Annotated in this window: 22 protein-coding genes; 17 read left to right on the top strand and 5 right to left on the bottom strand. The window is 47.7% G+C overall.

All coding sequences use genetic code 11. From position 1 onward, the window contains the following. The first annotated feature begins 18 nt into the window (after nt 1–18). The 6 genes from AC2TDN_RS24465 to gndA all read left to right on the top strand — a co-directional run bounded on the left by AC2TDN_RS24465 (nt 19) and on the right by gndA (nt 7,910). Entirely contained in the window at nt 19–963 is a 945-nt protein-coding gene (locus AC2TDN_RS24465; protein ID WP_482066855.1) for an ABC transporter ATP-binding protein, read from the top strand. Between the two features lie 12 nt (nt 964–975). Further along, nucleotides 976–2,145 carry an ABC transporter permease gene (locus AC2TDN_RS24460; RefSeq protein ID WP_484690488.1) on the top strand — a complete coding sequence of 390 codons (1,170 nt, stop codon included), beginning with the start codon at nt 976–978 and terminating at the stop codon, nt 2,143–2,145. Beyond that, nucleotides 2,138–3,289, top strand: coding sequence for an ABC transporter permease (locus tag AC2TDN_RS24455; protein WP_484690487.1), 1,152 nt, complete (start codon nt 2,138–2,140; stop codon nt 3,287–3,289). The genes AC2TDN_RS24460 and AC2TDN_RS24455 overlap by 8 nt, the downstream gene beginning before the upstream one ends. A gap of 363 nt (nt 3,290–3,652) precedes the next feature. Then, nucleotides 3,653–5,356, top strand: coding sequence for a proline--tRNA ligase (locus tag AC2TDN_RS24450; RefSeq protein ID WP_484690486.1), 1,704 nt, complete (start codon nt 3,653–3,655; stop codon nt 5,354–5,356). A gap of 258 nt (nt 5,357–5,614) precedes the next feature. Next, nucleotides 5,615–6,211 carry a hypothetical protein gene (locus AC2TDN_RS24445; RefSeq protein ID WP_484690485.1) on the top strand — a complete coding sequence of 199 codons (597 nt, stop codon included), beginning with the start codon at nt 5,615–5,617 and terminating at the stop codon, nt 6,209–6,211. A 286-nt stretch (nt 6,212–6,497) separates the two neighbouring features. Beyond that, the gene (gene gndA, locus AC2TDN_RS24440; protein ID WP_482066859.1) at nt 6,498–7,910 is read left to right on the top strand and encodes an NADP-dependent phosphogluconate dehydrogenase; all 1,413 of its coding nucleotides are present in this window, start codon (nt 6,498–6,500) and stop codon (nt 7,908–7,910) included. A 13-nt stretch (nt 7,911–7,923) separates the two neighbouring features. On the opposite strand, the gene AC2TDN_RS24435 is transcribed toward gndA, so the two are convergent. Beyond that, on the bottom strand, nt 7,924–8,247 hold the full coding sequence (locus AC2TDN_RS24435) for a hypothetical protein (RefSeq protein ID WP_484690484.1): 324 nt from the start codon (nt 8,245–8,247) through the stop codon (nt 7,924–7,926). 145 nt (nt 8,248–8,392) lie between these two features. Here AC2TDN_RS24435 and AC2TDN_RS24430 point away from each other — a divergent pair, with 145 nt between their 5' ends. The 6 genes from AC2TDN_RS24430 to ptsP all read left to right on the top strand — a co-directional run bounded on the left by AC2TDN_RS24430 (nt 8,393) and on the right by ptsP (nt 15,364). Then, nucleotides 8,393–8,917, top strand: coding sequence for a shikimate kinase (locus tag AC2TDN_RS24430; RefSeq protein ID WP_482066861.1), 525 nt, complete (start codon nt 8,393–8,395; stop codon nt 8,915–8,917). 76 nt (nt 8,918–8,993) lie between these two features. Beyond that, nucleotides 8,994–10,289 (top strand): 3-phosphoshikimate 1-carboxyvinyltransferase, encoded by a 1,296-nt coding sequence (gene aroA, locus AC2TDN_RS24425; RefSeq protein ID WP_482066862.1) that lies wholly within the window; start codon nt 8,994–8,996, stop codon nt 10,287–10,289. A 54-nt stretch (nt 10,290–10,343) separates the two neighbouring features. Next, nucleotides 10,344–10,778 carry a CoA-binding protein gene (locus tag AC2TDN_RS24420; protein WP_484690483.1) on the top strand — a complete coding sequence of 145 codons (435 nt, stop codon included), beginning with the start codon at nt 10,344–10,346 and terminating at the stop codon, nt 10,776–10,778. Nucleotides 10,779–10,919: 141 nt separating this feature from the next. Continuing rightward, a complete protein-coding gene (locus tag AC2TDN_RS24415) occupies nt 10,920–11,555 on the top strand; it encodes a hypothetical protein (protein ID WP_484690482.1) in 636 nt (211 codons plus the stop codon). Nucleotides 11,556–11,738: 183 nt separating this feature from the next. Next, a complete protein-coding gene (locus tag AC2TDN_RS24410; RefSeq protein WP_482066900.1) occupies nt 11,739–13,625 on the top strand; it encodes a glucose PTS transporter subunit IIA in 1,887 nt (628 codons plus the stop codon). Then, nucleotides 13,622–15,364, top strand: a complete 1,743-nt coding sequence (ptsP, locus tag AC2TDN_RS24405) for a phosphoenolpyruvate--protein phosphotransferase (protein WP_484690481.1) — start codon at nt 13,622–13,624, stop codon at nt 15,362–15,364. Before AC2TDN_RS24410 ends, ptsP begins: the two co-directional genes overlap by 4 nt. Here the strand turns inward: ptsP and AC2TDN_RS24400 are convergent. Continuing rightward, entirely contained in the window at nt 15,361–15,891 is a 531-nt protein-coding gene (locus tag AC2TDN_RS24400; RefSeq protein ID WP_484690480.1) for a type 1 glutamine amidotransferase domain-containing protein, read from the bottom strand. The two genes, ptsP and AC2TDN_RS24400, sit on opposite strands and share 4 nt — an antisense overlap. 53 nt (nt 15,892–15,944) lie before the next feature. Here AC2TDN_RS24400 and AC2TDN_RS24395 point away from each other — a divergent pair, with 53 nt between their 5' ends. The 4 genes from AC2TDN_RS24395 (at nt 15,945) to AC2TDN_RS24380 (ending at nt 19,253) form a co-directional block, all read left to right on the top strand. After that, nucleotides 15,945–16,382: a VanZ family protein gene (locus AC2TDN_RS24395; protein WP_484690479.1), complete on the top strand. Its 438-nt coding sequence runs from the start codon at nt 15,945–15,947 to the stop codon at nt 16,380–16,382. A 196-nt stretch (nt 16,383–16,578) separates the two neighbouring features. Next, entirely contained in the window at nt 16,579–16,956 is a 378-nt protein-coding gene (locus tag AC2TDN_RS24390) for a hypothetical protein (protein ID WP_484690478.1), read from the top strand. Nucleotides 16,957–17,544: 588 nt separating this feature from the next. After that, nucleotides 17,545–18,549 (top strand): catabolite control protein A, encoded by a 1,005-nt coding sequence (gene ccpA / locus AC2TDN_RS24385; protein ID WP_484690477.1) that lies wholly within the window; start codon nt 17,545–17,547, stop codon nt 18,547–18,549. A 5-nt stretch (nt 18,550–18,554) separates the two neighbouring features. Then, entirely contained in the window at nt 18,555–19,253 is a 699-nt protein-coding gene (locus tag AC2TDN_RS24380) for a 5'-methylthioadenosine/adenosylhomocysteine nucleosidase (RefSeq protein WP_482066869.1), read from the top strand. A gap of 96 nt (nt 19,254–19,349) precedes the next feature. Here the strand turns inward: AC2TDN_RS24380 and AC2TDN_RS24375 are convergent, their stop codons facing one another. Together AC2TDN_RS24375 and AC2TDN_RS24370 are read right to left on the bottom strand one after the other, a co-directional pair. Then, nucleotides 19,350–20,528 (bottom strand): acetoin utilization protein AcuC, encoded by a 1,179-nt coding sequence (locus AC2TDN_RS24375; protein WP_482066870.1) that lies wholly within the window; start codon nt 20,526–20,528, stop codon nt 19,350–19,352. A gap of 127 nt (nt 20,529–20,655) precedes the next feature. Then, nucleotides 20,656–21,291: a GNAT family N-acetyltransferase gene (locus tag AC2TDN_RS24370; protein ID WP_482066871.1), complete on the bottom strand. Its 636-nt coding sequence runs from the start codon at nt 21,289–21,291 to the stop codon at nt 20,656–20,658. A 241-nt stretch (nt 21,292–21,532) separates the two neighbouring features. On the opposite strand from AC2TDN_RS24370, the gene acsA reads away from it, so the two are divergent. Beyond that, nucleotides 21,533–23,257 (top strand): acetate--CoA ligase, encoded by a 1,725-nt coding sequence (gene acsA / locus AC2TDN_RS24365; protein ID WP_482066872.1) that lies wholly within the window; start codon nt 21,533–21,535, stop codon nt 23,255–23,257. 66 nt (nt 23,258–23,323) lie between these two features. Here the strand turns inward: acsA and AC2TDN_RS24360 are convergent, their stop codons facing one another. Then, nucleotides 23,324–23,707: a VOC family protein gene (locus AC2TDN_RS24360; RefSeq protein ID WP_482066873.1), complete on the bottom strand. Its 384-nt coding sequence runs from the start codon at nt 23,705–23,707 to the stop codon at nt 23,324–23,326. Between the last annotated feature and the right edge of the window lie 299 nt (nt 23,708–24,006).

The raw sequence follows: 24,006 nt of genomic DNA, 5'->3' as shown, positions 1-24,006 counted from the left end.
CGAGAGGATGAGCAAATCATGAGTCTAGTCACATTTCGCGAGGTTGTCAAAAAATACGATACGACATTAACGGTAAACCATCTTACTTTTAATATCGGCGAAGGAGAAATCTTTGGCCTGCTTGGACCAAACGGCGCCGGCAAGAGCACATCTATCCACATGCTGTCGGGCTTGCTTGAGCCAAGCGGCGGCGACATTTTGGTGGATGGCTTCTCGATCCGAAAGCAGCCGCTTGAGGTGAAGAAACGGATTGGTCTAGTTCCGCAGGAGCTTGCCATTTACGAAACGTTGACGGCGAGAGAGAATGTTACTTTTTTTGCAAAATTGTATGGCTTAAGAGGGTCGCTCCTGCGCGACCGTGTTGACGAAGCGCTGCAATTCGTTGGGCTGCTTGAGCGTGCCAAGGATAAGCCTTCAACGTTCTCGGGCGGCATGAAGAGACGGCTCAACATCGCCTGCGCCATTATGCACCGGCCAAAGCTCATTATTATGGATGAGCCGACTGTCGGCATTGACCCGCAGTCGAGGAATCATATTTTGGAATCGGTAAGAGTGTTGAACAAGCTAGGCTCAACCGTCATTTACACAAGCCATTATATGGAAGAAGTTGAGACGATTTGCACGAGAATCGGCATTCTAGATCAAGGCAAGCTTATCGCATGCGGTACGAAGGATGAATTAAAGCGTCAAGCAGGACAAGGGGAGAAGCTCATTTTTGAAATAGATCAGAAATCGAGCAACGCGCTGACTGAGATTGTGGAACACCCTGGCGTAGAGCAGTTGAATGAGCATGACGATGGCTTGACGCTCGAAGTGTCGGTGAAGGAGTCGTCTTCCATCTTGCAGGATCTATTGTTTATTATCCAGAAGCATGGAATCAATCTTCGCAAGCTGACAAGGGAAGAGCCCAATCTCGAATCGCTCTTTCTGCAAATGACCGGGCGCACATTGCGTGACGAGTAGGGGGTGCTGACAATGCGAGTGTGGTGGACGACTGCTTATTATGAGCTGATCAAATATAGCCGGATGCGTTCCGTTCTTATTCTATTAATTGGATTGCCATTATTGCTGATATTGCTGCTTGGAAGCGCCTTTGATACGGAGATTAAGCCAGCGAAGGTGGCGGTGTTTACAGCGGATCAGGGTGAAATGAGAGCAAGCATTGATTCGTTCTGGAAAGATAAAGCGATTGCGCCTTACATTAAAGTGCTTAAGGCGGGGTCGGAGAAAGAGGTTAAGGACTTTGTGCGAGAGGGGATTGCCGATTACGGTGTATTTATTCCATCAAATTATTCTGAGCAATTGATTGCTGGTGAAACTACGAAATGGCTGACATACTCAGGACGCTACGAAGAGAAAAATATAGCTGCGGATGCGGTCGTAAATCGTTACTTGTCGAATGTGAATTTACGCTTAGCGGCGATAGAGACGCTCGGACCTGAGCTTGCCGCAGCAAACGTGTGGGCGGACAGCCAAGCTGAAGCTAACAAGAGCCCTATTGCTGCTTATAATCTGGGTTCTGGAGACAGTCAAATATTTGGCGAGACGTCTGCGATCCAATACTATGCAGCTGCTTACTTAATCATGTTCCTGCTATATAGCGGCATGTCAGCAGCACTTGCTTTGCTGAACCAGAGAGAGAGCGGTACGCTGCAGCGCATGTATGCGATACCGGGCTCGTTTAGAGCGATCGTATTTGGCATCATCGTTGGAGCTGTCATGCTTGCTGCACTGCAAGCAGCCGTTATCGTAGCATTCACCAGCTATGTATATGGCGTGGAGTGGGGCAGCCGCTTTGGCTCCATTACATTGATTTGTTTGCTTACCACTGTCGCGGGAGTAGGTCTTGCCCTTACGATTGCTTCGTTTGCCCGTACTAGAAAAACAACGCAAACCTTGTTTACCATTATTGTTTTCACCATGACCTTTCTCAGCGGCGGCATGATGACCGGTATCGAGAAGGTGGTAGGCGGGGCCAGTAAACTGACGATCAATCATTGGGCTAACGTGAGTCTGCGGGCTCTTATGAGCGGCACGGATACGGCTGTGGTTTGGAACGGAATCGGAATGCTTGGCATTATTGCACTTGTGTGTACAATTATTGCAGTCATCAGACTGCCAAAGGTGGTGAAGCAGCATGCCTAGCTTTCATATCGCTGCACAGCTAATACGCAGAACAATGGGTTCCCGCCACGGGCTAATTATGAGTGTGTTGATACCTGCGATCTTTCTTTCCATTATGGCAGGGCTGTTTGCTAACCTAGAGGGTGGAAAAGCGGTTATTGCCATTAGCAATAAGGACGCTGGCGAACTTGGCAGCTATCTAGCTTCCTCGGTTCATCAGGAGAGCCTCTATGAGATTCATTTGGAGCCAAAGCTGACGGAACAGGATCTTAAGGATATGGTCGTTGACGGAAAAGCAGATGCTGCTATCTATATCCCATCGGATTATTCAGCCAAGCTGCTCGAAGGCAGCCAATCTGAGGCGATTTTGTACCGGATGAATGTGCAATTATGGAATGCTTCGCTTGCAACCTTACTGGAGACGGAAGCGAGCAAGCTTTCATCCTCTGTAGGTCTTGTAAAAGGGGCTGGAGAAGCAGATTTGACGAAGCTAACCGCGCTGCTTGATGCACAGGCGTCGCCAAAGGTTATTTCCGATAATGTCAGCATGAAGCTGGGCAAAATCGTTTCCAATCCGATGATGATCGGTCTAATGCTCATGTTCGTTATGATGCTTGTCAGTCAATCGATCGGCTTAGTCCTGGAAGATAGAGAGCAGCGAACGATGGCGAGAATGTTTACCGCTCCGCTCCGTGCTATTGATATTGCCTTCGGCAATTTTTTGGGAAGCATGCTCGTAGGCACCATGCAGCTAGTCATTGTGCTCAGCTTATTGTATTTTGTATTCGAATACTCGCCGGGCATTACGTTTGGGTCGATGCTGCTTGTACTGGAGTTTTTCTTGCTGGCAGCCGTTGGCCTTGCATCAGCGGTAGCGGGGCTTATACGCAACAGCGCGCAGCTGTCCCAAATCAACAACCTTATCATTACACCGACCTGCATGATCAGCGGCTGCTTTTTCCCTATATCCATCCTGCCTGATTTTATGCAAAAGCTCGCTAATTTCACGCCGCAAAAATGGGCCATTCAAGCGGTTGACCGTTTAGGGGGCGGAGGCAGCATCAGCGATATCAGCTTGCAGCTTCTTATCCTGCTCCTATTTGCCGCCGTTATGATCGCGTTTGGGTCTGCTGTGCTAAGACCGAATCGTGCAAGCAAATCATAAGCCGAGTTCGATGTGCAAAATTACGCTTGACTTCGCTACCTTTATATTGTAAATTTTATCAAAAGTTAACGACATCCTAACAGCGTCGACCAAGGCTATGTTGATCAGCCGCCGTTTATGGCAGAGAGGAAGCCCGCAGGCTGTAAGGCTTCTATAAACGACTGATTATTCCCTACCTTGCGAGCTGCAGCGGCAAAGCTACAAAGCCGCTGCCGGAATTCATATTCCGTTATCTAAGCAAGAGCTGTCTGGATTTGCCGGCAGCTATATGAGGGTGGTACCACGAACGCATTCGTCCCTTTCGAATGCGTTCTTTTTGTTTTCTTATAACCGAATATCAATCAAGAGGAGGCTATTCCAAGCATGAGACAGAGCCAATTGTTAATGCCGACTTTACGCGAGGCGCCATCGGAAGCGGAAGCAGCCAGCCACATTCTAATGCTGCGTGCTGGTCTAATCAGACAGCTTGCGGCTGGCATTTATACTTATTTGCCGCTCGGCCGCTGCGTGCTCAGAAAGCTGGAGCAGATCGTGCGGGAGGAAATGGATCGGGCAGGCGCGCAAGAGGTGCTGATGCCGGCGATGCAGCCAGCCGAGCTTTGGCAGCAGTCCGGTCGTTACGAGGTGTACGGGCCTGAATTAATACGATTGCATGACCGGCATGATCGGGAATTTACGCTTGGTCCGACACACGAGGAAGTAATAACCGCACTCGTTCGCAGCGAGGTTAGTTCTTATCGGCAGTTGCCGATGACGCTGTACCAGATACAAACAAAGTTTCGCGATGAGCAGCGTCCTCGCTACGGCTTGCTGCGCGGCAGAGAATTTCTAATGAAGGATGCCTACTCCTTTGACGAAGATTGGGAGGGCCTTCACCGCAGCTATATGAGCATGTACGAGGCATATAACCGCATTTTTACGCGCTGCGGTCTTAATTACCGTGCCGTTGAGGCGGATGCAGGCTCGATTGGTGGAGAAGGCGGCACGCATGAGTTTATGGCGCTCGCTGAAATCGGTGAAGACACCATTGCGGCATGCGATGCCTGCAGCTATGCGGCTAATCTCGAGAAAGCGGAGTTTCGCGTTGAGCTGCGAGCAGATAGCAAGCAAGCAGAAGAGCAGAAAGAGCTTGAACGCCTTCATACGCCGAATATTAAGAAGATTGAGCAGCTTGTTGAGGCATTTGGCATCGGTGCCGATGCATTCATGAAAACTTTGATCTATACAGCCGACGAAAGCCCTGTAGCGGTAATCGTTCGAGGCGATCATGAGGTTAACGAAATAAAGGTCAAAAATGCGCTGGGCGCAGCTCATTTGGAGCTTGCGGATCAAGTGACGACAGAGCGTGTGACAGGCGCGCCAATCGGCTTCGCAGGTCCGATCGGCTTAACGATTCCTATCCTTGCTGACTATGCTGTTCTGGCGATGGAAGCGGGAATCGCGGGAGCAAATGAGCAGGACTACCACTTGGGGAACGTGCAGCCAGGCGTTCATCTCGGGAATGCACAGGCAGGCGATTATCGCGATGCGATAGCGGGCGACTGTTGCCCGCGCTGCGAGCAAGGACGCTTGACGTTCCATCGCGGCATTGAGGTTGGCCATGTATTCAAGCTTGGGACCAAATACAGCGATGCGCTCCACGCTAAATTTCTGAACGCTTCGGGTACAGAGCAGCCCTTCATTATGGGATGCTACGGAATCGGGGTATCGAGGCTGCTGTCCGCCGTCCTTGAACAGCATGCGGACAGCAATGGAATCGTCTGGCCGAAGTCTATCGCGCCCTATCAGGTTCATGTCGTTCCCGTTTCTGCAAAGGATCAGGGTCAAATGGATTTGGCGCTTCATATAGCAGCGCGTCTTCAAGAGGCCGGAGTTGATACGCTGCTTGATGATCGCGACGAGCGTCCGGGTGTCAAGTTCAAGGATTCGGACCTTATCGGCATACCGATTCGCATCGTAGTAGGGAAGCATGCCGCCGAAGGTATCGTTGAGCTCAAGCTCCGAAACGAAGCGGAAACGCAAAAGCTAGGCTTAGAGGAAGCCATCGCTTTTGCGCTTGAAAAGTAAGCGGTAGAACAAAAATAATACGCTTACATATAAAAATTCCACTGCCGCCTATGGCATAGTGGAATAAAAAGGGAACGAGCCGTCTGCATTTGGGGACGGCCGCGCCCTTTTTTTAGTTTAGTCGGCTGTATTCGTAAAATTAGTCAATAATCCAAGTTGCCATAACATAAGATGGAGTATAAGATGAAGATAAGAACAAATTATCAGATTATTTCGTCAACTCATCATCATCTAAACTGAGGTAAGGGAGGGATTGCCGTGAACAAAAGCCACGAAGTCGAATATTGCAATTTGGAGCTGCGATTTGACCGCCGGCAAATCCAAAATCTCATCCGCGATCTTATTCAGGAAGGTTACTCCTTGTACTGGAGCGAGACCGAGGGGCAGTTTCTAGTATCCATTCGAACAGGCCGCAAGCTCGTTAAGCTTCAATTCCAGCGAATGAAAAATCGTTACAAAATTGTCGGCGACTACATCATCAAGGACGAGAAACTGTCGGAGTTGATTGAAAAGCTGATTAATGACACACGTGGACATGCGGTTGTGAAGCGCATTAAAGATCGTCAAATCGTCATTGAGAGTATTATGTTCGGTGAGATTATACGACTCGTGGAGGTGTCCGGTATGGAACATCGGATTATTTATCAGAAGAAGCCTTTTGTTACAATAGAAGAAATGATTAGAGCTTTTCAATCCAAGCGAGCAGAGGAAAGAGCCATCGTACTGCGCTATGAGCTGGATTATGAGTTGTCGATGCTCTTCGATGCGCTGCAAGGCGATGACGAGGAAGCGGTTACGGAATCTAAAGAACGGCTGATGGGGCTTCGTTCGGAAATGTTGCAACTGGAGCTCTGATGATGGATGCTGGTTCCTATATGAAAGACTAAAAGCGATCGAAAGCTGTGCAACGCATACAGCATTTGATCGTTTTTAGGTTGTGCTATGCCATTGAAACGATGCAGCGCCGCATCGAATAACAAGTAGTTTACCTTCATATATAAGATAAACTTTTTGAATCGGTCAATATTTTTGATGCAGCAATTCCGACTTTTTTATAGGCAAATAGTTTTCTTCTTGGCTTAAAAAGAGTAAAATGAAACTATTGTGACCCAAAATAGATGATGAAGGATGGAAGAACCAGATGTCTAAACAGCAAATTGGCGTTATTGGATTGGCCGTAATGGGTAAGAACCTTGCCCTTAACATTGAGAGCAGAGGCTTTACAGTTTCGGTATTTAACCGCTCCCGCGAGAAGACAGATGATCTCGTTCAAGAAGCAGCCGGCAAAAATCTTGTTCCGACATACACCATTGAAGAATTCGTTCAATCGCTTGAAGTACCTCGCAAAATTTTGATCATGGTTCAAGCTGGAGCAGGAACGGACGCAACAATCGATTCCCTCGTTCCTCATTTGGCTGAAGGCGACATTATCATCGATGGCGGAAACGCATATTTCCCTGATACGGTACGTCGCAGCAAGGACCTTGAAGCAAAAGGCTTCCGCTTTATCGGTACAGGCGTATCCGGCGGCGAAGAGGGCGCTTTGAAAGGACCTTCGATTATGCCAGGCGGCCAAAAATCCGCTTACGAGCTTGTTGAACCGATCCTTACTGCAATTTCTGCTAAAGTAGGCGATGACGCTTGCTGCACATATATCGGACCGGATGGCGCTGGCCACTATGTGAAAATGGTACATAACGGAATCGAGTACGGCGACATGCAGCTGATTTGCGAAGCATACGACCTGCTCAAAAATGTGCTTGACGTTAGCGCAGAAGAGCTTCACGAAATTTTCTCCGAGTGGAACAAAGGCGAGCTAGACAGCTACCTTATTGAGATCACGAGAGATATCTTCTCGAAATACGATCCTGAGACAGGCAAGCCAATGGTAGACGTTATCCTAGATTCCGCAGGCCAAAAGGGAACTGGAAAATGGACAAGCCAAAGCTCGCTGGATCTTGGCGTTCCGCTTTCGATCATTACGGAATCCGTATTTACTCGCTTCTTGTCGGCTATGAAGGAAGAGCGCGTTGCGGCTAGCAAAGTGCTTAACGGACCTGTAAAAACACCTTTCCAAGGCGACAGAGCGGCATTTATCGAGTCCGTGCGCAAAGCGCTGTTTGCAAGTAAAATTTGCTCGTACGCACAGGGCTTTGCTCAAATGCGTGCGGCTTCGGAAGAATATAACTGGGATCTTAAATACGGCGAAATCGCAATGATTTTCCGCGGCGGCTGCATTATCCGTGCTCGCTTCCTGCAAAACATCAAAGACGCTTACGACCGTGATCCGAACCTTCGCAACCTGTTGTTGGATTCCTATTTCCAAAACATCGTTGAGTCTTACCAAGGCGCTTGGCGCGAAGTGATTTCTGCTGCTGTTGCAAACGGCGTACCGGTTCCTGCTTTCTCAAGCGCAATCGCTTATTTCGACAGCTACCGTACAGAGCGCTTGCCTGCGAACCTGCTTCAAGCGCAGCGCGACTACTTCGGCGCTCATACGTTCAAACGTTTGGACAAAGAAGGAAGCTTCCACTTCAACTGGATGCAATCTTAATACGAGCAGCTATTTAATGATTCCGCTCGCGGGGTTTGTCCACATACAATCCGTGTGCTGCTTGACGCAGCCATTCACGCAGCCGATCAGCCTCTTGATTGCTGTAATGTCTGCGATGAACGAGGGACATAGCCGCTTCGGCAAAGAAATGAAAGTTTTGCAATAAGCGTGGCTGCGAAAGATCCATTAAGGCTGGATCTTCGTCAGCCACCTTTTTTTTAATCAATTCAAGCATCCAGACGACATCCGCGCGACAGAGCGGATGATCAGGATCGAGAATACGATCGACACGTTTTTGAGTGGGGTGAAATGGTTGCAGATTGAGATTACTGGTCATCGCGAGCGTCACTCCTAATCCTAATTATTCATCATTATCATCCATACGGCATATGCAACTTTTTTATACCCTAGAATTGCAAAAAAATGTTATGATGTTGAAGAAAAAATGGTTTAGCAAGAGCGAAAAGGGTGAAACGGTTACGATGGACAGGCAACCATTGAAAAAGTTAGTGTTAATCGGGTTTATGGGGACCGGCAAGTCAACCGTCAGCAAGCTGCTCGCAGGGGAACTTGGCTGGAAGCGAGTCGACGCCGATGAGGAAATCGAAAGGCTTGAAAACAGGCTTATTTCTGATATTTTTGCAGCGGATGGCGAAGCGGGCTTTCGGGTAATCGAAACCAAGGTTCTTGAAGCGATTTTGGCGAGCGAGGAGTCATCTGTCATTGCTACAGGCGGCGGTGCCGTGCTTAGCGAGGTTAACAGGGAACTCATGCTTAGCAAAGGGTTTGTCGTCGCACTGAAGGCGAATCCGGAGCAAATTATTGCAAGGGTAAAAACCGACACGGCGCGCCCCTTGCTGCAAGGCGATGCGGAGGAGAGAGTTAATCTGCTGCTGGAGCAGCGCAAGCATGCCTATGATTTTGCGCATCTGACGATTGATACGACGAATATGTCAGCAGAAGAGGTCGTTGCGGCGATACTTGCGCAGCATATGATTTCGCAATAACTTGATTTTTCATCACTACAAGCGGCCCTCGGCTGGTTGGGTGTATATATTATTGTAAAGGGAGATCATACGAACTATGGACGTATTAGTGACGCCAACGCCAAGGCTTGAAGGCGAGCTTCAAGCGCTATCTTCAAAAAATTACACCACACGCTACCTGCTGGTAGCAGCACTTGCGGAAGGGACGAGCACCATTTATTATCCGGCTCACAGCGAGGATAGCGATGCCATGCGCCGCTGTATCCGCGATCTGGGAGCGAGTGTAGAAGAGGATGATGAGAAAATCGTCATCACCGGCTTTGGCCGCAATCCGAAGCCGGTCGAGCAGCTTGATGTAGGCAATGCGGGTGCTGTATTGCGTTTTTTAATGGCAATTGCTGCACTTTGCCCAGATGTTACCTTCATTAACCGTTATCCGGATTCGCTAGGAAAGCGTCCGCACAGCGATTTGATTGAATCGTTGACTGCGATGGGCGTAACTATCGAGCATCAAGACGGCAAGCTTCCTATTCGCATTCAAGGCGGTGCTCCTAAGGGCGGTAAAATTCAAGTATCAGGCAACATTAGCTCGCAATTTTTGAGTGCGCTTCTGTTCTTGACGCCTTTACTCGAGGAAGACAGCGAGATCGAGGTGCTGCATGACTTGAAATCGAAGGTTGTCGTTGGTCAAACGCTTGAAGTGTTGGAGCAGGCCGGCATCGTCATTCATGCCGACGAGGACTATATGCGTTTCCGCGTTCCAGGCGGTCAGAGCTACGCTGCCAAAACGTATTCCGTACAAGGCGATTATCCGGGGTCTGCGGCGATTTTGGCTGCTGCTGCCGTAACCGAATCAGATGTTATCGTTCACCGTCTGGAAGAGAAGAGCAAGCAAGGCGAGCGCGCAGTTGTTGATGTTCTCAAGATGATGGAGGTTCCGCTTACGCATGAAGGCGGCATCGTCCATGTGAAAGGCAATGGAAAGCTAAAGGCAGTAGAATTCGATGGCGATCATGCAACGGATGCAGTACTTGCGATGGTTGCTGCCGCTGTTTTTGCCGATGGGACTTCCAGATTCTATAATGTAGAAAACCTGCGCTACAAAGAATGCGACCGCATTACCGACTATTTAAATGAGCTGCGCAAAGCGGGCGCGAATGTGGAAGAGCGTCAGGCTGAGATTATTGTCCATGGCCGTCCTGAAGGCGTCGAAGGCGGCGTTGAGATTAATGCCCATTACGATCACCGCGTTATCATGGCATTGACGGTCGTTGGCTTGCGTGCGAAACAGCCGATTCGAATTCGTGATGCTCATCACGTAGCCAAGTCGTATCCCATTTACTTTGATCATTTGAAAGCTTTGGGAGCGAACGTTGAGTGGATCGAAGGGTAAATGATGGAAGGCGTTTCGGCATTTTTTCCTAAAATAATGAATTGAGGTGTTTTGATGGCATTTGAGAATCCTACGCGTGAGCAGATAAAGGGTATTTTGGAGAAAAGTACGACTGTTGCTGTTGTTGGCTTGTCTGACAATCCAGAGCGCGTGTCCTATATGGTATCCGAAGCGATGCAAGCAAAGGGCTATACGATTATTCCCGTCAATCCTAACGCCGATACCATATTGGGACAAAAAAGCTATGCGACGCTCAAGGATATACCCGTACCCGTTGATATCGTTAATGTTTTCCGCAGAAGCGAGCATACGCCTCCTGTCGCGGAAGAGGCGGTTTCTATTGGCGCCAAAACCTTTTGGCTGCAGCTTGGCATAGCGAACGAGGAAGCAGCTGCAATTGCAACTGCTGGCGGCTTAGAGGTCATTATGGATCGGTGCATTAAGGTTGAGGATTCTATCCTGCTTTCTGGTGGAAAATCCAAAACATAACTGTAATAAAAAAACGGTCACTCCTACACAATAAGAAAGGCTTCAAGAGCGAGTGCCGAACTTGTTATCGCATAAACACTGTGGGCGAAGCGGTCGGTGTTCACCTGAAGACTCTATGATGGTATCCAAGGAGGACACGACGTGAATCAATTTTCGCAACAACCGGGTAATTTCCAAGGACAACAGAGCTACCAAAACCAAAACGCACAATTCCAGCCAACAGGCAATGTGCAATCGCATTATCAAGGGCAGCTCAGCCAACCGACTTTTGGCAGACAAACGAATTCAATCGTTTCGAATGTGCCAGGCGGTTATCAAGCGTCTAATTCTTATAACCAAGGTGCACAACAACAGTTTTCGCCATCTGGCTATTCGAATATGACAAATCCGGTGGGAACGAACAATTCATTCAACTCGCATCAATTGGTTCAAAGCTATGCACAATCACCTGCAACAGCGTTTGGCAGCTTTGGTCCAGTTATTTCGCATGTTGGTTTTCAAGCTGGTCCCGATAATCAACAAGGCCGTCAACAGTCTTTTAACCAGTCTTATGGATTGCAAAATGCACAATATACAGCATCCAACTACGGTGGCTTCAACCAATCGAACGCACAAAACGGATATGGTATGACACCGACTCAATCGTACACGTCTTCGCAAACCCCAGTGTTGGATGCTACGAATTCCTACCAACAAGCAGGTCCGGTTATTTCGCATCTAGGTGGCTACCAAGCTTCAAACGCGCAAAACTCGCCTTACTTTGGTGGCAATCGCTAACATCGTTATAAAATAACTGAAAAGAATCCATCAACATCGGCGGGCCCTAAAGGGCTCGCCTTTTACTTTGACAAAAACGAAGCAAACGCTTAACATCGTTATAGATATATCGGACTAAATGCTTATTGATGTATAGTTTTGCCGCGCATAATATTGCCACGCAAAGCTTTAAGGAGGTGCATGATGGTTTTCATAGGAAGTCTGCAGCAGCTCGGTAGAGCTTTTATGCTGCCGATGATTGTATTGCCGGGCGCGGCTATATTTTTGAGCTTGAGCAAGCTGCCTTGGGCGTACATTGGTTTGCCAGAAATGGAAGGTTATTTAGTTACAGCTAGCGAAACGATATTTACGTTTTTACCATATATTTTCGCGCTGGGCATATCGCTTGGATTAACTGGAAATGCGCTTGCAGCCGGTATGGCGGCGCTTGTCGGCATGTTTATCTATAGCGGCATTACAGGTACTGCCGAGGTGCCAATTGAACCTACCGTACTGATTGGAACAATAATCGGGATCATAGCGGGCGTAAGCCACGAGCGATTCAAAAGTCTCCGCTTGCCGGAGTACATACAATTTTTTGGAGGGCCAAGGTTCGTTCCATTGTTCGTTAGCGTCGTCTCCTTGTTATTCTCGATAGGGATGATCAACATCGCCCCTTATTTGCAGCAAATGCTTGTGGAGCTTGGAGAAATCGTTGCATCGGGCGGCGGGTTCGGCGTTTTTTTATACGGCTTTGTGCACCGCATTTTGGTCGTGTTTGGCCTGCACCATTTAGTCAGTCACGTGTTCTGGTTCCAAATTGGCGGCTACGAGACGGATACGGGCAGCATGGTTTATGGTGACCTGCCTCGCTTCTTCGCAGGAGACCCGTCAGCTGGCGTGTTCATGGCAGGGCTTTATCCGACGATGATGTTCGCTTTGCCGGCCATTGCTCTTGCGATCATTCATGAAGCGCGTGAGGATTTGAAGCCGAAAATACGAAAAACATTTCTTTATGCTGCGCTTGCGTCATTTTTAACGGGTGTCACTGAGCCGGTAGAATTTGCATTTTTGTTTGTAGCTCCCTATTTATACGTTGTTCATGCCATATTGTCTGGTATCATAATGTGGGTTACCTACGAGCTCGGCATTAAGCATGGATTTTCGTTTTCAGCCGGGGCGATTGATTATGCCATTAATTTGCATTTGGCGACTCGGGGCTGGCTTATTATCCCTATTGGCATTGTCGTCGGTTTTGTTTATTATTTCTTGTTCCGATGGGCGATTCGCAGGTTTAGAATTCCAACGCCGGGACGCGAGGAAGGCTCGCAGCTTGACGAGTGGGCAGGCGACATTCCATATCGCGCACCGCTTATATTGCAAGCCATTGGCGGCAAACAAAATATAGAAAAAATGGAGTCCTGCATTACTAGATTGCGGCTTAAAGTATCCAATGACAAGCTGCTCGATGTAAATTCACTGCGCAATCTAGGTGCAGCAGGCGTTATAAAGCTTGGCGGCGGACAAGTTCAGGTTGTATTCGGGACCTACTCCGAGCTCATTCGTGAAGAGATGATCAAGACGATCCATCGCGATCAAGCTCAAGTGTTGTTCTACTCGCCTATTCAAGGGAGAATGATTCCGCTTGATGAAGTACCAGACCCGATATTCGCGGGTAAGCTCGTTGGACAGGGCGTTGCATTTATTCCTGACAAAGGGGAGCTTGTCTCTCCAGTCAAAGGCAAAGTCATTCATATTTACCCGACTATGCATGCGATAGGCATTCTTACACCTGAGGGGCTGGAGGTATTGCTTCATATCGGAATCGATACTTCGGGTCTGGCAGGCAAAGGTTATTTTAAAGCTGTTGTTAAGGAAGGCGACGAAGTCACCCCAGGCATGCTGCTCATCAAATTTGATCTGCAGCGAGTCCGGAAGGAAAGCAAGTCGCTTGCTACACCGATGGTTATTACGAATTCCGATCTTGTACACTCATGGCGGTTTGCACCGTTCAAAGCGGTGAAAAAAGGACAGTCCTCTGTAATGTCTGTTGTACTTAAAGAGAGAAACGGTGGAGGGGAAACACAATGATTCAAGGAATAGGAGCGTCAGCAGGCATAGCGATTGGGAGATCGTTTGTGCTTCCGAATTGGGAATGGGAGTTACCGGAGCAAAAGATTGATGTAGCTGATTTTGCCCGCGAGTTCGAACGTGTTTACGAAGGAATTCGTACCTCAAAATCGGAAATTGAGCAGATTAAGGATGAGCTGCGTGATGTTGTCGGTTCGGAGGAAACACATATATTCGATGCTCATATAGCCATTTTGGACGATCCTGTCTTTATGAATGAAATTCAAGGCATTATCCAGCGTCAATATAAAGCGGCTGAAGTAGCGGTTAAGGAAGCGATCGACCATTTTGTTACGATGTTCGATCTGCTTGATGATGAATATATGAAGGAAAGAGCGCTTGATATTAAGGATGTGGGCAATCGATTGCTGAAGCATTTGCTGGGAGCGCCGGAAATTACGCTTCCTTCGGATACGCAGCCGTTCATTCTAATTGCGAAGGAGCTTTCGCCTTCACAGCTTGCCCACATCAATCCGCAGCATGTGCTTGGCATTGTGACGCTGGCGGGAAGCACGACTTCTCATTCGGCAATTATGGCGCGTGCGCTTGGTGTTCCGCTCGTTGTAGGCGTCGAGACGAAGCTTGAGGAGCCTATTCAAACCGGGCAAACGATCATTATCGATGGCAGCGACGGGACCGTATTTATTGATCCCGTGCAGCAAGTGATTGATACCTACTCCGAGCTGCACAGCCATCAAGCGGAAGCGAAGAAAAGGCTGCACGGCATTGCAGGTCACCGTCCCGTCACGCCAGATGGCAAGAGACTGGAGCTGGCGGCCAATATCAGCTCCTTCAAGGAGCTGGAAATAGCATTAGCGAGCGGGGCGCATGGTGTAGGCTTGTTCCGTACTGAGTTTTTGTATATGGACCGCAATCGGTTTCCGAAGGAAGAAGAGCAGTTCGAGGTGTACCGCAGCGTTGCCGAGCGGCTTGGCGGCGAGCCATTAGTCATTCGTACGCTTGATGTTGGCGGCGACAAGCAGCTTGATTATTTTGAGCTTCCGGAAGAGGATAATCCGTTTCTTGGCTACCGTGCGATTCGAATTTCACTGGATCGTCAGGACTTATTTAAAACGCAGCTGCGCGCGATACTTCGTGCAAGCTACTATGGTCAAGTGAAGCTGATGTATCCGCTCATTTCATCGGTCGATGAGGTGCGGGCAGCAAACGCAGTGCTGAATGAAGCGAAGCGCGAGCTGGAGGAAGCTGGCCATCCTTATGACAAAGGGATGAAGATTGGCATTATGATCGAGGTGCCAGCTGCCGTCATGATCGCCGATCTGCTTGCGGAAGAGGTGGATTTCTTCAGCATTGGAACCAATGATTTGGTTCAGTTCACGCTGGCGGTCGACCGCATGAATGAGGAAATCTCTCATTTGTATGAGCCGTACCATCCTGCACTGCTCCGAATGCTGCGCATGACGGTTGAAGCGGCAAAGCGAAGCGGCATTACCGTTGGCGTATGCGGGGAGCTGGCGGGAGATTTAAGAGCGCTGCCGATTTGGCTTAGCTTGGACGTAGATGAGCTGAGCATGTCATCACATTCCATTTTGCATGTGAAGGAAAGGCTGCTGTGCACCTCGCAGGAAGAGAGCAGAGAGGTGTTCCAGAAGCTGCATGCCTGCCGCACAAGCACTGAAATATTAGAGCAGCTAAATGGCTTTATGGAACGAATAAACAAAAAAACAGCGAATGGTTAACCCATTCGCTGTACTAATGCGTCTACAAATGCTTTGGCATAGGGTGGTAGATCTGGCGGACGTCGCGCGGAGATCAGATTTCCATCCACGACAACGGCTTCATCGAACCATGCAGCGCCTGCATTTTCCATATCGTCGCGAATGCCTGGGGTTGAGGTTACTTTGCGGCCTTCTAATATTTTCGCCGAAATAAGTACCCAGCCCGCATGGCAGATTTGGCCAATTGGCTTGTCTGCCGCATTCAGTTCCTGTACCAGCTGAAGCACTTTCGGATAACGACGAAGCTTGTCAGGTGCCCAGCCGCCTGGCACGAGCAATCCGATAATGTCCTCGCTGTTTACTTCATCGAACGACAAATCGGCAACAGCAGGTACGCCGTATTTGCCGATATGCTTCTTGCCTTTCTCAGGCCCAGCATACAGGACGGTTGCACCGGCTTCGCGTGCACGATACACGGGATACCATAGCTCCAAATCCTCAAATTCGTCGTCAAGCAAACAGATGACGGTTTTGTTTTGCAATGACATTATATTCCCCTCCATCTATTAAAGATCACTATTATTGTAACGAAGGAGTAACAATGAAGCAAACGGATTCGAATTCAAAATCATTCTCTTATCTAAGGCTGCTTCGCTTTTTGCCAGCAGTCGCCTGGATGACCGTTATTTTTATATTATCCTCAAGAACTAGCGACGAGATCGGAACATTGCTGCCATTCTTTCAAAAGTTTTTCCCTTTTATGGAAGATTTTAATTGGGGCCATTATGTCTCTTATTTTGTTTTAGCTTTAACAGTTGATTATGGAATGGGCAGGAACGGTGACCGCTTCTGGATGAAGGTTGCTATCGTACTGATCTGCGGGCTGTATGGGATTACGGATGAGTTCCATCAATCCTTTGTGGGCGGCAGAATGCCTGACCCGATGGATGTACGCAATGATATGATAGGAGCTGCGTTATGGACAGCGCTTGCGGCGATACCGCCAATTCGAAAGATATGGAGAAAAATCGCAAAGTAATCGGAAGCTTTTGGAAGGCTTCTAAGTTGATTTTAGTAGTAAAAATTACAAAGCTGTGTAAGCAGGAATTTATGCGAAAATGGTCGAATCACTTATACAATGCAACTCTAAAAAGCAATGCTTAGCGGCAATAGCTGCTACTAAGAAGGAGTGGACCACTTTGCATAAGCGGTGTCATTGTGGTGACATCATGAAGATGAAACTGCGCACAGTTATTTATTCGGGTAAGGTCGAGATCGACAACGTACCTATATTCTCCTGTACGGTCTGCAATAGGAGTGAGGTTTTTCCGGAGGTTAAGCCGGATTTAACGGGATTAATAGCTCAATTGGGAGCACAACCAGATAAGCAAACCTTTCTTTTTAACGAATGCAATGAATGGGCGAATTTGTTAGTTGAAGCAAAAGCGGACAAGCAGCAGACGGATCAAACCGCATTCGAGAGATTAATAGAGCAGCGAATTAACAAGCTTCTCGATTTGTATTTGCTTGCTCAGTCCCTAAACGATGAGGCATGGATTGAAGATTTGAATAAGAGACTTGAGCAAATTAGCCGTCGTACTCTCCATACATAGCCGAATGAACTCGCGGTCATTCAAACGGTATGCTGCTCACTACGCAGCATATCAGACCCAGCTTCACAGAGCTGTCATATTTCGCTATTTTTGTAGCGAGGGCTTTGGATGGGGAGCAGGTTGATTGACCGGCAAGCTCGGAATCTTTTGTTAAGATTTGGTTTCTGATGGCAACCATCGGGAATGAAAGAAATGAAGTGCTCACGAAATTTGGAACAGGCTGTTTGATTTTTTTATGTAGTGCAAGAAAAAAATTGACGAGCTGGAGGGAGGGAACTTCCGCGGCTCGTCTTTTTCCATATTCATAAGCTGTTGAAATATTTTGGAAAAAGAGAATCGGCATTAACCTTCATGTAAGCGCTTCTCCAATCCCACTGAAAGCCTTATATTTCTTCATTTTTCCTGCTGCATTTCTGCTGGTTTTCATCATCTACAGGGTATGAACGATTGTTGAAAAAATCAATGAAAGCTCGGAATATAAGGGTTTTTGACGTCTTTTGTTTTGCGTTGCCATTCCCTTTATGCTATGATTACGTTAATATACGGCGTACGAAATTTTAAAAATCTGAGCTAATGGAGAGAAACACTGTGACGGTAACCATTTATGATGTAGCAAGAGAAGCAGGAGTGTCGATGGCTACGGTTTCCCGGGTTGTGAATAATAATCCCAATGTGAAGCCGGCAACACGCAAGAAAGTATTTGAAGCAATAGACCGGCTTGGATATCGTCCGAATGCTGTAGCAAGAGGACTAGCAAGCAAGAAAACGACTACCGTAGGGGTTGTCATTCCCGATATATCAAATGCCATATTTGCTGAAGTAGCACGCGGAATTGAAGATATTGCGAATATGTATCATTATAATATTATTTTGTGTAATGCGGACAAGAAAAAGGACAAGGAAATCCGAGTGATTAACACGCTTTTGGAGAAGCAGGTCGACGGGTTGTTATTTATGGGCGGTGCTGTAACAGAGGAGCATTTGCAAGCATTTAAGACGGCCAACGTGCCGATTGTACTTTGTGCGACTTCAGATGAAAGCGGACAAATTCCGTCTGTCGACATCAATCATGAGGATGCTGCCTTTGATGCGGTTCAACAGCTGCTTGAGCAAGGCCATAAACGGATTGCGATGATCAGCGGCACCCTTCAAGATCCATCCATTGGTTATGCAAGGTTTCAAGGCTATAAGCGCGCGCTTGAAGGTTCAGGTATTGCCTATGACGATTCCTTAGTACGCATCGGCAACTATCGTTATGAATCCGGCGCAGATGCGATGAAATATTTTATTGAGCTGGACGAGCGTCCAACGGCTGTTTTTTCTGCAACGGATGAAATGGCGATCGGCGCCATTCACAGCATTCAGGATTCCGGTTTGAAAGTTCCGCAAGATATTTCCGTTATTAGCGTTGATAATAGCCGGATGGCATCGATGGTTCGTCCGCAGCTCACAGCGGTAGCACAACCGATGTATGATATCGGAGCTGTTTCCATGCGTTTGCTGACAAAGCTAATGAAGAAAGAAAACGTAGATCAATCCAAAGTCGTACTGCCGCATGAAATCGTTGTGCGTCAATCAGTTGGAGGAGTATAAAAGAAATGTCGTTTAACAAAATAGGAATTATTGGCGCTATGTCGGAAGAAATTGAATTGCTGCATGAGCATGTAAACGTTGCGTCTCAGGTGACGAAGGCAGGCATTACCTATTTCGAGGGGACGTTGCACGGCAAAGCGATCATTTATTGCAAATCGGGCGTAGGCAAAGTAAATGCTGCTGTCTGTACGCAAATATTGCTTGATCTGGGAGCTGATTGCGTTCTGTTTACGGGTGTAGCAGGAGCAGTTGCCCCTCAGCTAAACATCGGAGATATTGTTGTTTCCACAAGCTGCATGCAGCATGATATGGATTGCTCGCCGCTCGGCTTTGCTCGCGGAACGATACCATTTCACCCAAGATCGGAGTTTCCAGCAGACGAGCGTTTAATCGAGCTTGCCTCTGCAGCAAGCGAACGACTATTCTCAGGGCGCAGTCTGAAGGGAAAAGTACTCTCAGGCGACCAATTTATTGCTAGCCGCGAGTCCGTAAAGCTTCTGCATGAGACGTTCGATGGCGCATGTGCGGAAATGGAAGGCGCTTCGGTTGCACAGGTATGCGATATGAATGAAACGCCATTTGTTATCATTCGCTCAATGTCGGACAAGGCTGATGGATCAGCTCATGTGAACTTCGCGGAGTTTACGATAACGGCAGCTAACAATTCTTATCAAATCATTGATGATATCGTACAGCATGTTTAATTTTAAAGAGATAGATGAAGGACGAGCTCCGATGCTGGCATCGGAGCTCGTCCTTTATTTGTCATTGTTGCAGCGTCTTGCGTGTACGTGAGTGATTTAAATATCCTGGACGGCGATCTTTTGCATAGCTCTATTCTTTTCAGTGATTTCGGCGCGCCTTGGCATAGGCTCAATGTCAGCCTGATCGTCCAACCATCTTGTCGGCAGCTTGAGCGGACTTATAGTTGACCAGCGCTGAAGCCAGCTTTCAGGAAGCGGCGGCGATTCTCCGGCAGTTATCGCTTTAGCGATTGGATGTTCAATCATGGTGAGCCATACTAAAGACCAAGCTCTAGGCACGACGCGAAAAATATCGTAGCCGCCTCCGCCAAGCGCAATCCATCGTCCATTTGTATGCTCATGAGCCAATTCATGAATGATCGCTGGGATTTCGGCATAGATCCGCATACTGCAATGGATATGAGAGAGCGGGTCGTATGCGTGCGCATCACAGCCATGCTGACTAATGATGATGTCCGGCTTAAACGCTGCAATAACTTTGCGGAGGGTTACATTAAAGCTCTCCAGCCAAGAGTCATCCTCGGTATAAGGTTCAAGAGGGACATTATAGCAGGCGCCGAAGCCGTGATCTACCCCTTTCTCGTGAACGAAGCCTGTTCCAGGGAACAGGAATTTACCCGTTTCATGAATGGAATAGGTGCATACGTTAGGATCATCATAGAAAACCCATTGAACGCCGTCTCCGTGGTGGACATCGGTGTCGATATACAGCACTTTAGCGCCGTAGGCTTGACGGATATGTTTGATGGCGACCGCTGCGTCATTATAAACGCAAAAGCCCGAAGCGCGGTCTGGAAAGGCGTGGTGCAGTCCGCCGGCGACGTGATAAGCATGCTTAGTTCGTCCCGCCATAACAGCATCAGCAGCGGCTACTGAACCGCTTACAATAGTCATTGCAGCTTTGTGCATGCCTGGAAAAAAAGGCGTATCCTCGGTGTGCAGGCCAAATTGCTGAGCGAGCAAGCTGCTGTCGTCGTATGATGCGTCCTCGCTTAATTGCTTGACGGCAGACAAGTAGTCGGTTCGATGAACGAGCGAAAGCAGTTCTTCCTCGGAGTAGGCGGGAGGAGCTTCCATCTGCTTCTCGGAAATAGCATTAATTTCTTTAAGCAAATCTATCGTCAGCGTAATCCGCAGCGGATCGAAAGGATGCTCCTCACCAAATTTATATCCGCTAGAATCTGTATGATGAATGAAAATAGCATCTGAAGCCATCCCTATCCTCCTTAAAGGTTTGCGAAGCAAACCTACTTCGAAAGCATAAGCTAAGGTTTGCGAAGCAAACCTACTTCGAAAGCATAAGCTAAGGTTTGCGAAGCAAACCTACTTCGAAAGCACAAGCTTAATACATAAATCGTTGGCGAAAGCGAACCCTGTCAAAATGCTCAACCGATCTGAGCGGGACCTCCTTGCCGATACGCACCATAAGACAGTTTGCGGGATGGGAGCAAATTTCGGGATCATCCGTAGCGTACCAAACCATTCCAACGGATTGCATCAATTTCTCCATCATTTTGCGGTAATCCCATACATTCAGCTTCGTGCCTTCCAGATCCCAATGCCAATAATATTCAGTCGTAAAAACGATCACGTTCTCTAGCTGCTCTTCTGCAAAAGCGAGCTGAATCATTCGTTTCCCCAAGCCGCAGCCGCGATAATCATCTGCTACCTCTATCGCTCCGAGCTCGATGAGATCGGTCATTCCGCCTTCCGACCAGCGTTCAAGCTCATCGGCATAGTGGAAGGTGACATAGCCAACAATAACGTCTCCTTCGCGGGTTAATATGATTCGTCCTTCACTCAGACTAGCGATTTCAATAAGGGCATCATGCTGCTCATTCGGCTTGCGGAATGCGTCTAGCGATTTGTGCATGGTCATATTTGCTAGTCGTTCAGGCGGTACGGGTCCTTCAATAATAAGCTCACGGTTTGCGTCTAAAGCGAGCTGTTCTCGCTGCAAACGCTTTCGATGTTCCAAGGCTGAACCTCCTTTGCTGACAGGCTGCTGTCAGATATCAAACCTCTACTACTCTTTATAACAAACATTTGTCAAAATGAAAAGCGTAGTCGAAAAGAATTAGTTTGTGCTATAATAAGTTTGTCGGTTGATGTAACGAGGATGCGAATGGCTGTCAAGCTTGTTTGCAAAAAGCTTGACTGGTTTATGAAAGCGTATTCTTATGGATGAAACATACAGATTTGATGGGAGAGTGACATTAATGATCAACTTGCATCAAGAAAGAATTCCAGCAACGGCACCAAATCCGAATTTACCAAGCTATGAAGCAGCACTCGACTCGTTTGATTGGAGTCAGATCGAAAGTCAATTCAGCTGGCATACGACAGGGAAAGTGAATATGGCTTATGAGGCCATTGATCGGCATGTCGAGCAAGGCAAAGGCGGGAAAATCGCTCTTTACTACAGTGATAGTGTACGCGATGAATCCTACACTTTTGAACAGCTGAGCAAGCAATCCAATCGTTTTGCAAACGTTTTACGCAAGCTTGGCGTTTCAAAGGGGGAGCGTGTCTTTATTTTTATGCCTAGGACTCCCGAGCTATATTTCAGTGCGCTTGGCGCGTTGAAGGTCGGTGCGGTTGTAGGACCTTTGTTCGAAGCTTTCATGGAGACAGCAGTAAAGGACAGGCTGCAGGATAGCGAAGCTACTGCGATTATAACGACGCCTGCCTTATTCACACGAATAAAGCGTGATGAACTGCCGAACTTGAAGCATGTTATCGTATTCGGACAGGATGTGCCGAAGGAAGAGGGCATCATCGATTTTGCGGAAGAGATGGCATTGGCATCGGATGAAGCGGAAATCGAATGGCTTGATCGCGAGGATGGCCTTATTTTACATTACACCTCCGGTTCAACAGGCAAGCCCAAAGGCGTCTACCATGTACAAAATGCGATGATTCAACATATGTATACAGGTCAAATTGTGCTTGATTTGAAAGAAAATGATATCTATTGGTGCACGGCCGATCCAGGCTGGGTTACCGGAACATCATACGGAATATTTGCACCATGGCTGAACGGCGCAACAAATGTCATTCGTGGCGGACGCTTCAGTCCAAGCGATTGGTATGGCGTCATTCAGAAATACAACGTCACCGTATGGTATAGCGCGCCAACAGCATTCCGCATGCTGATGGGTGCGGGCGACGATATCTCGCAGCAATTCAATCTGACAAGTCTGCGCCATGTACTAAGCGTAGGCGAACCGCTCAATCCAGAAGTCGTTCGTTGGGGAATGAAGGTATATGGTCAACGCATTCATGATACATGGTGGATGACGGAGACTGGCGGCCAGCTCATTTGCAACTATCCAAGCATGGACATCAAGCCAGGTTCTATGGGTAAGCCTTTACCGGGCATTAAAGCTGCGATTATTGACGATAGCGGCAATGAGGTTCCGCCTTATCGTATGGGTAATCTTGCGATTCAAACCCCATGGCCGTCTATGATGCGCAAGGTATGGAATAATCCTTCTAAATACGAGGAGTATTTCTACCTGAAAGGCTGGTACATCTCGGGTGATTCCGCGTATATGGATGAAGAAGGATATTTCTGGTTCCAAGGTCGTATCGACGATGTCATCAATACTGCGGGCGAGCGGGTTGGACCATTTGAGGTAGAGAGCAAGCTGGTCGAGCATCCGGCCGTAGCGGAGGCGGGCGTAATCGGCAAGCCAGATCCAATGCGCGGAGAAATTATTAAAGCGTTTATTGCGTTGCGTGAAGGATATGTCGCATCTGATGAATTGAAGCAGGAAATATCGCAATTCGTAAAAATAGGCTTATCCGCGCATGCTGCGCCGAGAGAAATTGAGTTTAAGGACAAGCTTCCGAAAACGCGCAGCGGTAAAATCATGCGCCGAGTATTGAAGGCGTGGGAGCTGAATTTGCCAACTGGCGATTTGTCCACGATCGAGGATTAAGATCAATTACAAGAAGAGAGGATGTCTCCCATTCGGGATGCATCCTCTCTTTTCATTAGTTGTATATTACCGCTGGAAGAGCTCAATCCGCTCGCCATCAAGTCCGCTTACGAAAAAATACTTATAACCGTTTGGAAGTGTCGTAATATCTTCATCAACAAAGGATACGTCGAGCTGCTTCAATCGTTCGAACTCTGATTCTACATCGTCGACAGTAACGGCGAAATGATGTACCTTGCCTTCAATCGGAAGGCTATCGTTATAACCCTGAATTAACTCCAGTTCCGTCTCATCCGTTTGGCCAAAACCGAGGAAAGCAAGCTCAATTACCCCATTTGTATGCAGCGTGCGCCCTTTAAGCTCAAATCCGATTATGTTGGTATAGAAGGCAATGGAAGCCTCAATATCTTTAACCATTACTCCAATATGATCCATACGTCTGTTAGCCATCGTTGTGCTCCCTCCTAGGGTAAGATATAAAATTTTTCCTTTATGTAACCAATAAATTTTATCATACGGAGAAGAAAGCTGTCTACGCATTGCATTTTGAAGAAAATGGGTTGACATTCATGCGTGCAGATTTATAATGATGTTAGATCAGATCCAAGTAAACGGGTAGGAATAATAAATAGCCTCTCGGAATTAGATGGGGGATTCCAGTGGTGATGCCAGAATAGTTATGAAATGGCGCTGGAAAATATGGAAGATGAAAACCAGTTTCAAAAAAGGCCAGACTCCACCAATTTTCC

The sequence above is a fragment of the Paenibacillus sp. Y660 genome (assembly GCF_057221575.1).
Note: the sequence above shows the minus strand (reverse complement) of the source record. Positions and strands in the feature narration are given on the sequence as shown.